Below are 12,991 nucleotides of genomic sequence, written 5' to 3' on the forward strand. Positions count from 1 at the left end.
AGCGGAGTGCAACGAGCAATGGAATCCTGGATCAAGCGTGAACTGTCCCGCCGACATTTCCTGGGCGGCAGTGCGGCCCTGGGCGGCGGCCTGTTGCTGGGGGGCGGGCTGCTCGCCGGCTGCGATGGCGGGGCGCCGGCCACCTCGGCGGCTCGGGTGGTGCCCGGCAAGCCGGCGCACGGCGGGCGCCTGCGGGTCGGCATCATCGATGGCGACCAGGCCGGCAACCTCGATGCGCACAAGCCGGTGGGCGGCGGGATCATCCGGGGCTGGGCGCTGTACGCCAAGTTCTGGGAATGGAACCCCGACGTCAGCACGCGCCTGGCCCTGGCCGAGTTCGCCGAGCCCAATGCCGATGCCAGCGCCTGGACCATCCGCATCCAGCCGGGCCTGGAGTTCCACCACGGCAAGACCATTGGCGCGGATGACATGGTCTTCTCCATCCTGCGCCTCACCGACCCGGCGCTGGCCTCGCCCTTCGCCGGGCTGGTCGGCGCCATCGACCGCAACGCGGTGCGCAAGCTGGACGCCCGCACCATCGAGATTCGCTTCAAGGAAGGCCAGAGTTTCTTCCCCCTGGACGAGACGCTGATCAGCTTCGGCGGCATCGTCCCCACCGACTACGACCCGGTGACCAACCCGGTGGGCGCCGGCCCCTACAGGCTGAAGTCGTTCGTGCCCGGGCAGCGCTCGCTCTACACGCGCTTCGAGAATTACTACAAGCCCGGCCAGCCCTATGCCGACGAGCTGGAGATCATCGAGTTCAAGGACCAGGTGTCCCGCGCGGCGGCCCTGCGTGCCGGCCAGATCGACCTCGCCAGCGGGGTGCAGGCCGAGCACAGCGCGCTGCTCAAGGCCGACCCGCGCCTGCAGCTGGTCGCCTCGCCGAGCACGGCCTTCACCGGCTTCAACATCAATGTCGCCAAGGCGCCGTTCGACGATGTGCGGGTACGCCAGGCCCTGCGCCTGCTGGCCGACCGCGAGGAACTGGTGGCGCGCGCGCTGAACGGTTTCGGCCGGGTGGCCAACGACCTCTATTCGCCCCACGACCCGACCTACAACCACGGCATCCCCCAGCGCCCCCACGACCCCGACCTGGCGCGCTCGCTGCTGCGCCAGGCCGGCCACGAGAACCTCCAGGTGGAGCTGACTACCACCCCGGGCGCCGGGGCCAGCGCCGCGCTGGTGTTCGCCCAGCAGGCACGTAGGGCAGGGGTGGAGGTCAAGGTGACCCAGGTGGACGGCTCGGTGTTCAACGGCCCGCAGCGGGAGAACTGGCAGCTGTCGCCGGGCTCGACGCCGGCCCGTGGCTTCCTCGCCTCGGCGTTGCACAACGACGCGCCGACGGCCATCTACAACCGCAGCAACTTCCGCGACTCGCGCTTCAGCGAGCTGTTCCTGCAGGCCCTGGCGCAGCCGGACCTGGAACAGCGCAAGGCGCTGGTGCACGAGGCCCAGGCCATCCAGCACGAGCGCGGCGGCCTGTTGATCTGGGGTTTCAGCGATGTGCTCGACGCCGCTTCGGTGCGCGTCGGCGGCCTGGTGCCGGAGCAGACCACCTTCGCCTCCTGGCGCTTCGACAACCTGTGGCTCGCCGATGTCTGAGCCCCGCATCCCTTGCCTTCCGCGCCAGCAGCGCCGCCGCGCGCCGGCCTGGCTGTCGTGGTTCGTCGGCCGCCTCGGCGCCGGCCTGCTCACCGCCTGGGTGATCACCCTGGTGGTGTTCATCGCCACCCAGGCGCTGCCGTCGGACCCGGCACGGGTGATCCTCGGCCCCGACGCGCCGCTGGAGAGCATCCTCACCCTGCAGCGCCAGCTGGGGCTGGACCGGCCGATCCTGGAGCAGTACCTGCGCTGGCTGGGCCATGCCCTGCAGGGCGACCTGGGCCGCTCGCTGGACTCCAGCGCGCCGGTGAGCGAAATCCTCGGGGCGCGCTTCGGCAATACCCTGGCACTGATCGCCGGGGTGTTCGCCTGGGTGGTGCCGCTGGCGCTGTTGCTGGGCGTGACCCTGGCGCTGCGCCGCGACAGCCGCCTGGACCGCTGGGGCCTGTCGGCGCTGATCCTGCTCAAGGCGACGCCGGGTTTCCTCCTCGCCATCGGCCTGGTGCTGCTGTTCTCCATGCCCCAGGTGGACCTGCTGCCGGCGGTGTCGATCCTCGACCCGGAGCGGCCGCTGCTGGCGCAGCTGGAGTACCTGGTGCTGCCGGTGTTCGCCCTGGGCCTGTCGGCCCTGCCGTACCTGGCGCGCATGGTGCGTGCCTCGATGATCGAGGCGCTGGAGTCCGACTACGTGATCGCCGCGCGCCTGCGGGGCATCCCCGAGCGGCGCATCGTCTGGCGCCACACGCTGCCCAATGCGCTGGTGCCGGCGATCCAGGGCGTGGCCCTGACCCTGCGCGTGCTGGTGGGCGGCGCGCTGCTGGCGGAGGTGATCTTCAGCTACCCCGGCATCGGCACCACGCTCAACTCGGCGATCCAGATGCGCGACCTGCCGCTGATCCAGGCCATCGTCCTGGTCACCACCCTGGGCGTGGTGCTGATCAACCTGCTGGCCGACCTGCTCACCGTCCTGCTCACTCCGAAGCTCCGTACCGCACGGCGTGTGCGGATGATCCAGCGCAACCGCCGCGGCATCCTGCCCTGGTGGCGGCGGCAACCGGCCAAGGCGCCCTGAGGACCCTTCCATGACCGCGACTTCTTCCTCCTGGCGCCGGCTGCTGCGCGAACCCCAGACCCGCAAGGGCGCGGTGGTGACGGCGCTGGTGTTCGCCCTGGCGCTGCTCGGCCCGCTGCTGGCGCCCCATGCGCCCACCGACATGGTCGGCCCGGTGTACGGCGCGCCCAGTGCCGCCGCGCCGCTGGGCCATGACTTCCTCGGCCACGACGTGCTCTCGCGCCTGCTGGCCGGCGGTCTCTCGGTGCTGTGGATGTCCCTCGCGGCGGCCTTCCTGGCCCTGGCGGTGGGCAGCACGCTGGGGCTGCTGGCGGGCTTTTCCCGGCGCCGGCTGGACCAGGCGATCATGTGGGCCACCGATGTGGCGCTGGCCTTCCCGGACCTGATCCTGGTGCTGCTGATCGTCTCCATGCTCGGCCGCCAGAGCTGGCTGATCGTGATCACCGTGGCCATCGCCTTCATCCCCAGCGTGGTACGCCTGGCCCGGGGCAGCACGGTGGCGGTGGCGGGGCAGGAGTTCGTCGAGGCGGCGGAGATGATGGGCTACCCGCGCTCGCGCATCCTCTTCCGCGAGATCCTGCCGAACATCCTCACGCCGCTGCTGGTGCACTTCGGCAACATGCTGACCTGGGGCGTGGGCATCCTTTCCGGCCTCAGCTTCCTCGGTTACGGCGTGGCGCCACCGGCCGCCGACTGGGGGCTGATGATCAACGAGAACCAGGCGGGCCTGCTGATCCAGCCCTGGGCGGTGCTGGTGCCGGCGCTGCTGATCGCGGTGTTCGCCTATGGCACCAACATCCTCGCCGAGGGCATCGGCCGCAGCAGTGCGCAGATCGGCGAGAAGCAGCCATGAGCGCCCTGGCCGAACTGCAGGTAGACGCGCTGCTGCCCCAGGGGGCGCCGCTGGCACCGGCGCTGCGGGTCAGCGAGCTGCGGGTGGAGCTGGCCGGCGGTGCCGATGTGGTGGACGGCATTTCCTTCAGCCTGGCGCCGGGGGAGATCCTCGGCCTGGTGGGCGAGTCCGGCTCCGGCAAGACCACCCTGGCCACCGCGCTGCTGGGCCATGCCCGGCGCGGGGCGCGCATCGCATCCGGGCGGGTGGAGGTGGCTGGGCGCTCGCTGCTGGAGCTGCGTGGCGAGGAGCTGCGTCGCGCCCGTGGCGGGCTGATCGGCTACGTGCCCCAGGACCCGGCCACGGCGCTGAACCCGGCACTGCGCCTCGGCGCGCTGCTGGGCGAGACCCTGGCCGCCCACGAGCGCTTGCCAGCGGATGCGCAGCGCCAGCGGCTGGTCGAGACGTTGCGCGACGTGGGCCTGCCGGATGATGCGGAGTTCCTCCGGCGCTTCCCCCATCAACTCTCCGGTGGCCAGCAGCAGCGGGTATTGCTGGCGCTGGCCTTCGTGCTGCGGCCGAAGCTGGTGGTGCTCGACGAGCCGACCACGGCGCTGGACGTGGCCACCCAGGCGCACATCCTCGACACCTTGCGAGGGCTGTGCAAACGCCAGGGCGTGGCGGCGGTGTACGTCTCCCACGACCTGGCGGTGATCAAGGACCTGGTGGACAGCGTGGTGGTGATGTATGCCGGGCGCATCGTCGAGGCGGCGCCCCGCGAGCGGCTGTTCGAGCGGCCGGCGCATCCCTACAGCCGTGGCCTGCTGGCGGCGATCCCGGATGTGGCCCGACGTGTGACGATACGGGCCATGCCCGGCCATGCCCCAGCGCCGGGACAGCGCCCGAGCGGGTGCACATTCGCTGCGCGTTGCCCACGCCGGCAGGGCGCCTGCGAGCAGGCCGAGCCGCCATTGCGCAGCCTCGATGCCCAGCATCGGGTCGCCTGCCTGGAGCCCCACCGCGAGCCTCTGGAGCAGGTCGCCGAGGCGCCGCTGGCGGCGGATGCCCTGGCGGCGCGACCGTCATTGCTGGCGGTGCGCGAGCTGAACCTGGCCTATGACCGCCAGGTGCTGTTCGATGTGTCATTGCAACTGGCCCAGGGTGAGTGCCTGGCGCTGGTGGGCGAATCCGGCTCCGGCAAGACCAGCCTGGCCCGCGCCCTGGCGGGCCTCGGCGAGAACGCCCAGGGCGATGCGGTGTACGCGGGCAGTCCGCTGGCCCTGCCCGCACGCCAGCGGACGCGGGCGCTCCGCCAGGAGATCCAGTACATCTTCCAGAACCCCTATCGGGCATTGAACCCTCGGCACACCGTGGCCCAGAGCCTGGCCGCCCCCCTGGAGCACTTCTTCGGCCTGCGCGGCGAGGCCTGCCGCGCGCGCATCGAGGCGGTGCTGGCGCGGGTGGCGCTGCCGGCTTCGGTGGCCGACCTGTATCCCCACAGCCTGTCCGGTGGCGAGCGCCAGCGCGTGGCCATCGCCCGTGCGCTGGTGTGCCAGCCGAAGCTGCTGATCTGCGACGAGATCACCTCGGCGCTGGACGTGTCGGTGCAGGCCTCGATCCTCGCCTTGTTGCGCGAGCTGCAGGCCGAGGGGCTGACACTGCTGTTCGTCACCCACGACCTGGGCGTGGTCCGCGCCATCGCCGACCGCGTGGTGGTGTTGCACCGGGGTCGGGTGATCGAGGAAGGCGCCGTGGACGCGGTGCTCGACCAGCCGCGCACCGAGTACACCCGCACCCTCGTGGCGCATTCGCCGAGTCTGTTCGTCCCGGGTTGAAGCCCGGGGTGCGGGTGGTTGATGGGGTAAAGCGGGCGAATGAATTCGCCCCTACACCCATTTCATCTCCAGTGTTTTGCGGTGGCACGTCTGTAGGGTGGATGACGCTTTTTTCATCCACCAGCGGAGTGGTCGGCGAGCACTGAAAGGACCGATGGAGCGGGGTCCACCCTACGTGGTGAGGGCATCCGGGGGTGGCCGGTGGAGAAGCATCGCGAATGAATTCGCTCCCACGGGGTGCAGCGGGCGAGTGAGCTCGCCCCTACAGCCATTTCCATCCTTCGTGTCCTGGCCTCAGGCGCTGGCCGCCTGGCGTTGCAGTTCGCGGCGGCGGGCTTCTTCGCGGACGGCGGGGATGATCCAACGGCCGTAGTCGACGGTGTCGAAGTAGGGGTCGTAGCCGCGGTTGAGGAAGGTGGTGATGCCGAGGTCGACATAGTCGAGCAGGGCCTGGGCGACGGTTTCCGGGGTGCCGACCAGGGCGGTGGTGTCGCCGTAGGCGCCGACGGCGGTGGCGGTTGGCATCCACAGGGCGCGGTCGTGGCGGTCGCCGGCGGCTGCGGCGGCGAGCAGGCGTTCGGAGCCGGTGCCCTTGATGCGCTTCTGCCAGGGGCTGCCTTCGGCGAACTGCGGGTTGGCCTTGATCTGCGCGAGGATCTGTTCGGCACGCTGCCAGGCCAGTTCTTCGGTGGCACCGAGGATCAGCCGCACCGAGAGGCTGACCCGGGGCGCGGTGACGCCAGCGACCTTGGCGGCGGCCTTGAGCTTGGCGATCTGCTCGGCGACGCCGCTCAGGGGTTCGCCCCAGAGGGCGTAGAGGTCGGCGTGCTTGACCGCGATCTGGTAGGCGATGTCGGAGGAGCCGCCGAAGGAGATGGGGATGTGCGGCTGCTGCAGCGGCTTGACCGGGCTGAAGGCGCCCTTGATCTGGAAGTATTTGCCGTCGAAGTCGAAGGGCTCTTCGGCCGTCCAGGTGCGGCGGACGATCTCCAGGTATTCGTCGGTGCGTTGGTAGCGCTCGGTCTTGTCCAGCAGGGTGTCGCCTTCCTGGGGCTCGGCGGTGATGCCGGTGATGGCGTGCAGGCGGATGCGCCCACCGCCGGTGGTGTGGTCGAGGGTGGCGAAGGCGCGGGCGGCGACGGTGGGCGCGGTGAGGGCCGGGCGGTGGGCGATCATGAAGCCCAGGCGCTCGGTCTGCGCGGCGGCGTAGGCGGCGATCTGCAGGCTGTCGGCGCCGCCGGGGCCGCTGGCGATGAGCACCCGGTCGAAGCCGGCGTGCTCGTGGGCGCGGGCGTGGTTGCGGAGAAACTCCAGGTCGAAATCCCCGGTGCGCGGGCCGCGTGTCTCGGACCACTGGCGGGGGAAGATCATGCCGACGAATTCGATGGACATCGTCCACTCCTTGATTGCGTTGCGGGTTGAGGGTTGCGCGGGCCAGGCCCGCGCGGGTTCAGAACTGGTAGTCCACCTGGGCCATGAGGCTGCGGCCGGGCATCGGCTGCAGGAAGGTGTTGGTGGAGCCGGCGAGGCCGCTGACGAAGTTCAGCTCGTCGGTGAGGTTGAGCACGCGCACCGTGGCGCTCCACTGCGGCTGGCGGTAGTAGAGGGCGAGGTCGAGGTTGTATTCGTCGGGCACCTTCACCGTCTTGCTGAGGTTCAGGTACCAGCTGCTGGTCCACCAGCCTGAGAGCTCGGCGCCGAAGCCGGAGTCGAAGCTGTAGTCGAGGAAGCCGCTGACGCTGTACTCGGGAATCTGCACGGCGTCGTAGCGCCCGGAGGGCCGCTGGTTGAGGGCGTTGTTGTCGCCGAAGACGGTGCCGTTGTCGGCGATGAAGCCGGCGGAGGCGAAGCCGGTCTGGGTGGTGAATTCGTTGTAGGCCGTGAGGCGGGTGAGGTTGAGCCCGCTGCGCAGGTGTTCGTCCGGCTGGTAGCGCGCGGTGGCCTCGACGCCCTTGATGATCAGGCGGGCGATGTTGTTGTTGCTGTCCGGCGACTGGTCACGCGCCTGCTTGAAGGCGGCGAGGGAGAGGAACAGGCGGTCGGGGATGGCGTCGGCCTTGAGGCCCACTTCGTGGAGCACGCTGAGGCTTTCGAACGACAGCGGGTTGAGCAGGTTGGCGCCGGCACCGCTGCCCCAGCCGATGCCGTTGGAGAAGAAGCCGGTGTTGACCGCCAGGGAGCGGTCGAAGGTGTAGTAGAGGGTGCTGTTCTCGGTGGGCTTGATGTAGGGGCTGACCTGCACGGAGAACAGGCGGTAGCTGTCGCTGTCCTGGCGCTCGGTGCCGGCGCGCAGGACGAAGGGGTTTTCGATGCGCGCGTCGATCCAGCTGCGGCTGGCGCCGATGTTGAGGCCGTAGCGCTCGGCGAAGCGCAGGTTGTGCTGGGTGAAGAGGGTCTTGGTGGTCCACACGCTTTCGGCGGTGTAGGGCGCCAGGGATTCGGCGTACAGGCCGTGCCCGGCGGGGTACATGGCGGCGAGGTTGAGCCAGCCGTAGTAGCTGGAGAATTGCGGCACGCCGGGCTGGCCGATCCAGGCGCCGTTGCCGCCGGCCGGGTTGGCGCCGGTCAAGCCGAGCAGATCGCCGGGGTTCTTGGTGGACGGGTCCTGGGTCAGGTCGTAGGCGTTGATGGTGGAGCCGAAGCTGTTGTTGGCGGCGATCGACTGGTTGCTCTCGCGGCGGTAGATCAGCCCGCTGTTGCTCTCGTCGCGCAGCACCTGGCCGAACAGGCTGGTTTCGTTGCGCGAGCGGAATTCGAAGCGGTTGTCGAAGATGTTGTCTTTCGATTGCACCTGGAAGGCGCCGACCGCGTCGACCGTGTCTTCGGAGCGCTGGTAGAAGGCGCTGTTGGCCAGGGTGATGCTGGGGCTGAGGTCGAGTTCGGCGCGCAGTTGGGTGGTGAAGCGGGTGGAAGTGCTCTTGTCTTCGGCGCGGTGGCCTTTCTGCGGGTCGAGGGAGACCAGGCCGTTGCCGACCAGGCTGGGGTCGTAGACCCAGCCGCGCAGGGTGCCGGGGCTGGCCTGGGTGTTGGGGGAGGCGGCCTGGAAGCTGCCGTTGACCACGCCGTACTGGCCCTGGGCATTGCGCTGGCGGCGCACCCAGCCGAGCACGGCGGAGTCGGCGGCGCCGGATTCGAACACCGGCGACCAGAGGGTGCCGCCGTTCTGGATGATCGGTGTGGCGCGGCCGGCAAGGTACTTGCCGCTGTCGGCCAGTTGCTGGGTCGCGCGGTTCCAGCCGTGGGTGATGTTCCAGTCGTAGTAGTCGTCGTAGGCGGCGTTCCAGTCCACGCGGATGCCGTCGCCGCGCCAGGCAAAGGCGCCATAGAAGGCGTCGAAGTTGTTCTCGACGTTGTCGTAGTAATCCTCCTGGCGCTGGCGGGTGATGCTGACGCGGTAGGCAAGGTCGTCGCTGATGGGGCCGGTGTTGTCGACGGTGAAGCGGGTGGAATCGCGCGATTCGCCGTCGGGCACCCAGGTGCCGAGCTGGCCGCTGAGGCGGGTGCGGAACTGGTCGAAGTCGGGCTTCTTGCTGAGGTAGTTGACGTAGCCGCCGCTGCCGCTGACCGAGCCGTACACCACCGAGGAGGGGCCAGCGACGATGTCGGCGCCTTCGATGGCGTTGAAGTTGGCCGGGTGGCGCACGGCGTAGGCACGCTGGCCGTCCTGGAACACTTCGGAGTTCTGCGCGCGGAACTGCGGGGCGATGCCGGCGTTCTGGCCGCCACCACGGGTGATGCCGGGGGCGTACTTGACCAGGTCGTCGGAGCTGCGGATGGGGTCGTTGGCGAGCTGTTCGGCGTTGACCTGGGTGACCGAGCGCGGGGTGTCGAGCACGCTGGCGGCGGTGCCGCCGTACACCGAACTGGGCGGGCGCACCGGCACCACCGAGGTGGCGGCATCGACACGCTTGCCCTGCACCTGGACCACGCCGAGCAGTGGCGTATCGGCCTTGTCCTGCTGCTTCTGTTCCTGGCTGGCTTCCGCCTCGGGCTCCACGGTTTTTTCCTCGGCCCAGGCGGCGCTGGAGACCAGGGCCAGGATGGCCAGTGACAGGGTGTTGCGACGCAGGGCGGCGGCGGGTGGTGGGGCGAGGCTGAACATGCTGGGCGGCTCTCCGGGCTGTGACTTTTCCAGCGCGCGGGGCTGCCGCGCACCTGTGCCAGTGGCTGATGGGGTTCCAGGCAGGGGTGGAAAAGCCCGGGCGTTTGGGCTCGGGAGTGGCAGTTGCCGATGCGCGCCAGGCGGCTTCGGCTGGTTCTCGTTATGGATGTATCGAGGTGCATACAGCACGGGGCATGCCAGCCATGAACGGGTGGCGAGAACTAATGATTGGATGATTTATCTGTTTGATAAATAAGGGATTTATTTTTGACTTTGGCCGGCTTTCGACGGGCGATCGGCGGCCCGCGAACGCAGGCGGCGCGTGGGGGCGGAAGGGGGCGGGAAGGCTGCTGGAGGCTACGCAGCCGGGTGTTGCCGGGGTGCTGATCTCGCAGCACTCCGGGGGCTCAGGCGGTGCCGTTCAACCAGAGGCTTTCGAAGCGCCAGGTGCTGAACAGGGTCTGTTCCTCGTGGGCGCCGCCGACCCGGGTGGAAAAGCCGTCGAGCAGGTCGGCATAACCCCAGATGAGCAGGCCGCCGCGCTCGTACTGGACCTGCTGGGCGCGGTGCACCAGGGTCTTGCGCTTCTCCAGGTCGGGCTGGGCCATGGCCTGGAGGAACAGCTCGGAGAACTCGGCGTCGTTGAAGTTGGTCTTGTTGGCCACGGCGAAGGGGGCGTCGCTGTGCATGCCGCTGGCGAGGAAGGGCGCGCCGATGTTGCCGCCGGTGCTCAATGCCCATTCGGTGCGCTGCGGCCCCTGGAAGGTGGCGAGGTCGACCTGGCGCACCTTGAGGGTGACGCCGACACGCTTGGCCTGTTCGGCCAGCACCAGGGCCGAGGCGAGGCCGGGACCGACGGTGGTGACCAGTTCCACTTCGAGGTTCTCGTGCCCCGCTTCGCGCAGCAGCTCGCGGGCGCGTTGCGGGTCGTGGGGGCGCGGCGCGAGGGCGTGGTTGAAGGTGGGGTCGAAGGGCGCGTAGAGGTCGTTGGCGACGCGGCCCTGGCCGTTGAGGGCGCGCCGCACCAGCTCGTCACGGTCGGCCAGCAGGCGGAAGGCCTGGCGCACGCGCGGGTCGTCGAAGGGCGCCTTGGCGGTGTTCATGTCGAAGGACAGCCAGTTGCCGGTGATGGAGGTCACCAGCTTGATGCGCGGGTCGTTGCGCAGCAGGTCGAGCTGTTCGCTGGGCATGCCGTTGGCCATGTCGATCTGCCCGGCGCGCAGGGCGGCGAGGCGCGAGACCTGGTCCTTGAAGTCGATGATTTCCAGCTCGTCGGCGTAGGGCTTGCCGCTCTTGTAGTAGTTGTCGAAGCGGGTGAACAGCGAGCGTCGGCCGGGGGTGAAGCTCTTCAGCTTGTAGGGCCCGGCGCCCACGGGGTTGGTGACGGGGTGGTAGTCCACCGGGACGATGCCGCCGAAGTTGACCCAGGTTTCCGCCAGGGGGAAGAAGCCGCGGCCTTCCTTGAAGCTGAGGCGGATGGTGCGCTCGTCGAGCTTGACCAGGTTGTCGCGGTCCACCCAGTGCAGCAGCGCGGCGTAGGGTGAGGCGAGTTCCGGGTCGGTGAGGCGGCGCACGGAGAAGATCAGGTCGTCGGCGTCGATGGTCTTGCCGTGGTGGAACTCCAGGCCCTGGCGCAGGCGCAGGGTCCAGGTGCGGGCATCGGGGCTGACCTCGGCCTCTTCGGCCAGGGCCAGGCGCGGCTGCATCTGCTCGTCCCATTCCCACAGCTTGGCGTAGAGGGCGAAGCCCCGGACGATGCCGCTGCCGATGGGCTTGTGGGCGTCGAGGTTGCCGCTCTGGTTGCCGTCGATGATGCCCAGGCGAAGGCGCCCGCCAGGGCTCGGGACGAGCGGGTTGGCGGCTTGGGTGCCGGGGGCCTGCTGGTCGCAGCCGGCGAGCAGGCCGCCCCCCAGCAGCAGCCCGCCACCGAGGGCCAGGCTGCCACCGAGGAAGCGGCGGCGGGTCAGTTCATCGTGCATCGACTCTTTCCTTAGATCCGGTTCGGTTTCAGGCGGCGCCCAGCAGCGGCAGCCAGGAGAACAGCAGCACCAGGGCGAGGGTGGCGTCGATCAGGAAGCGCTGCTCGGCCATGGCGTCAGGCTCCGGCGGGGCCGCCGTTGACGGCGCGCAGTTCGATGGGGGCGTCGGTGCTCTTCACCAGGCCGTCGCGCTCGCCACGGAAGTGCGGGAGCACGTGCTCGCCCAGGCGATAAGCCTCTTCCAGGTGCGGGTAGCCGGCCAGGAAGAACAGGTCGATGCCCAGTTCGTTGTACTCGCGGATGCGTGCCACGACGTTGGCGTAGCTGCCGACCAGGGCGCAGCCCGGGGGGATGCCGATGTAGCCGAAGCCGGCCCAGACGTTGGGGTGGATGAAGAAGTCTTCGTAGCCCGGGTTCTCGGCCTTCTCCTGGTAGCCATGCTCGTAGCTGAGCTTGCGCGCAGTGCGCAGGCCGGCGTGGGCGGCCACCGCCTTGACCGCGCCGCGGGCGACGCCTTCGTCGAAGAAGCGCTTGGCCTCGGCGCGGGCCTCGTCCTCGGTCTCGCGGGTGATGACGTCGATGGACAGGCCGAAGCGGATGTCGTGGCGGCCGTACTTCAGGGCGCGCTCGCGCACGTCGGCGATCAGCGCGCGGACTTCGTCCGGGTGCTCGGCGCGCATCAGGTAGTAGTCGGCGTGCTTGGCGGCGAATTCGCGGGCCGGGATGGACGAGCCGGCGGTGCAGATCAGCGGCAGCTCGGCCTTTTTCAGCGGGCCGCGCAGGCCGCCGCCGTCGGCCTTGTAGTAGGTGCCGTCGTAGTGGAAGTTCTCGTTGTGCCAGTAGCCGCGCACCACGTCCATGAACTCGGTGGCGCGGGCATAGCGGTCGTCGTGGCCGCTGTAGTCGCCGACCTGGCGCTGGATGGCGTCGGAGCCGCCGTTGATGATGTTCCACACCAGGCGGTTGCCGGTGGCGCGCTGGTAGGTGGCGGCCTGCTGCACGGCGACCCAGGGCGTGTAGTGGTAGGGCTGGAAGGCGGTGACGAACTTCAGCGTGCGGGTCTCGCGGGCCAGCAGCGAGCAGACGGTCCAGGGCTCTTCGCCGGTGGGGGCGTTGACCATCAGCGCGCCGCCGAAGCCATTGATCTCGGCGGCGCGGGCGATCTGGCCGAGGTAGTCGATGTAGGTGAAGTGGTCGCCGACGGCGAAGCCGGACACCGCCCCGGTGCTGGGGCCGCCCCGGTGCCAGTCGCCGCGGTTGCGCGGGTCGCCGGGCAGGTACTGGGTTTCGCCGTGCAGGGGCAGGCGGGTGAAGAATTCGATGCTCATGGAGATCCTCCTTGGATGGGGCGGGGCGATGGACGTGCCGACGCCATGCAGGGGGCGGAGCAGGTTTCGCGCCAGAACGGCGAAGGCCACGTGGGGCTTGGGTTTGCGTGGTTTCCAAGGGCGGCGGTGCTGGCGGGGAAGCAGGGGGTTGTTGCGTGGGAAGCAGCGGGGAAGCAGGCGGGCGAGTGTCGCTGGGGGGCGGCGGGGTGATGGGGTTCGCTTCGCTCTACCCATCCTG

General features: G+C 69.6%; 8 protein-coding genes. 4 read left to right on the forward strand and 4 right to left on the reverse strand.

Features of this window, described 5'->3' with window-relative positions; all coding sequences use genetic code 11:
* The first annotated feature begins 18 nt into the window (after positions 1-18).
* Genes ACYJSS_RS25400 through ACYJSS_RS25415 form a run of 4 tightly spaced genes read left to right on the forward strand, consistent with a single transcriptional unit; the run spans position 19 to position 5,344 of the window.
* Positions 19-1,605: an ABC transporter substrate-binding protein gene (locus tag ACYJSS_RS25400; RefSeq protein ID WP_236205856.1), complete on the forward strand. Its 1,587-nt coding sequence runs from the start codon at positions 19-21 to the stop codon at positions 1,603-1,605.
* Entirely contained in the window at positions 1,598-2,677 is a 1,080-nt protein-coding gene (locus ACYJSS_RS25405) for an ABC transporter permease (RefSeq protein WP_236205857.1), read from the forward strand. Before ACYJSS_RS25400 ends, ACYJSS_RS25405 begins: the two co-directional genes overlap by 8 nt.
* A 10-nt stretch (positions 2,678-2,687) precedes the next feature.
* On the forward strand, positions 2,688-3,530 hold the full coding sequence (locus tag ACYJSS_RS25410; RefSeq protein WP_236205858.1) for an ABC transporter permease: 843 nt from the start codon (positions 2,688-2,690) through the stop codon (positions 3,528-3,530).
* Positions 3,527-5,344, forward strand: coding sequence for a dipeptide ABC transporter ATP-binding protein (locus ACYJSS_RS25415; RefSeq protein ID WP_236205859.1), 1,818 nt, complete (start codon positions 3,527-3,529; stop codon positions 5,342-5,344). Before ACYJSS_RS25410 ends, ACYJSS_RS25415 begins: the two co-directional genes overlap by 4 nt.
* A 294-nt stretch (positions 5,345-5,638) precedes the next feature.
* On the opposite strand, the gene ACYJSS_RS25420 is transcribed toward ACYJSS_RS25415, so the two are convergent.
* The 4 genes from ACYJSS_RS25420 to ACYJSS_RS25435 all read right to left on the reverse strand — a co-directional run bounded on the left by ACYJSS_RS25420 (position 5,639) and on the right by ACYJSS_RS25435 (position 12,753).
* Positions 5,639-6,736 carry an LLM class flavin-dependent oxidoreductase gene (locus ACYJSS_RS25420; RefSeq protein WP_236205860.1) on the reverse strand — a complete coding sequence of 366 codons (1,098 nt, stop codon included), beginning with the start codon at positions 6,734-6,736 and terminating at the stop codon, positions 5,639-5,641.
* A 58-nt stretch (positions 6,737-6,794) separates the two neighbouring features.
* On the reverse strand, positions 6,795-9,446 hold the full coding sequence (locus ACYJSS_RS25425) for a TonB-dependent receptor (protein WP_236205861.1): 2,652 nt from the start codon (positions 9,444-9,446) through the stop codon (positions 6,795-6,797).
* A gap of 407 nt (positions 9,447-9,853) precedes the next feature.
* Positions 9,854-11,425 (reverse strand): ABC transporter substrate-binding protein, encoded by a 1,572-nt coding sequence (locus tag ACYJSS_RS25430; RefSeq protein WP_236205862.1) that lies wholly within the window; start codon positions 11,423-11,425, stop codon positions 9,854-9,856.
* A 116-nt stretch (positions 11,426-11,541) separates the two neighbouring features.
* Complete coding sequence (locus ACYJSS_RS25435; RefSeq protein ID WP_236205863.1) at positions 11,542-12,753, reverse strand: LLM class flavin-dependent oxidoreductase; 1,212 nt, start codon at positions 12,751-12,753, stop codon at positions 11,542-11,544.
* Between the last annotated feature and the right edge of the window lie 238 nt (positions 12,754-12,991).

The organism is Pseudomonas sp. No.21 (assembly GCF_054558415.1).

Excerpts from the sequence above, each read along its gene's own strand:
- ACYJSS_RS25405 (WP_236205857.1), top strand. The coding sequence starts at position 1,598 with ATGTCTGAGCCCCGCATCCCTTGCCTTCCGCGCCAGCAGCGCCGCCGC.
- ACYJSS_RS25410 (WP_236205858.1), top strand. The coding sequence starts at position 2,688 with ATGACCGCGACTTCTTCCTCCTGGCGCCGGCTGCTGCGCGAACCCCAG.
- ACYJSS_RS25420 (WP_236205860.1), bottom strand. The coding sequence starts at position 6,736 with ATGTCCATCGAATTCGTCGGCATGATCTTCCCCCGCCAGTGGTCCGAG.
- ACYJSS_RS25400 (WP_236205856.1), top strand. The coding sequence starts at position 19 with ATGGAATCCTGGATCAAGCGTGAACTGTCCCGCCGACATTTCCTGGGC.
- ACYJSS_RS25430 (WP_236205862.1), bottom strand. The coding sequence starts at position 11,425 with ATGCACGATGAACTGACCCGCCGCCGCTTCCTCGGTGGCAGCCTGGCC.
- ACYJSS_RS25435 (WP_236205863.1), bottom strand. The coding sequence starts at position 12,753 with ATGAGCATCGAATTCTTCACCCGCCTGCCCCTGCACGGCGAAACCCAG.
- ACYJSS_RS25425 (WP_236205861.1), bottom strand. The coding sequence starts at position 9,446 with ATGTTCAGCCTCGCCCCACCACCCGCCGCCGCCCTGCGTCGCAACACC.
- ACYJSS_RS25415 (WP_236205859.1), top strand. The coding sequence starts at position 3,527 with ATGAGCGCCCTGGCCGAACTGCAGGTAGACGCGCTGCTGCCCCAGGGG.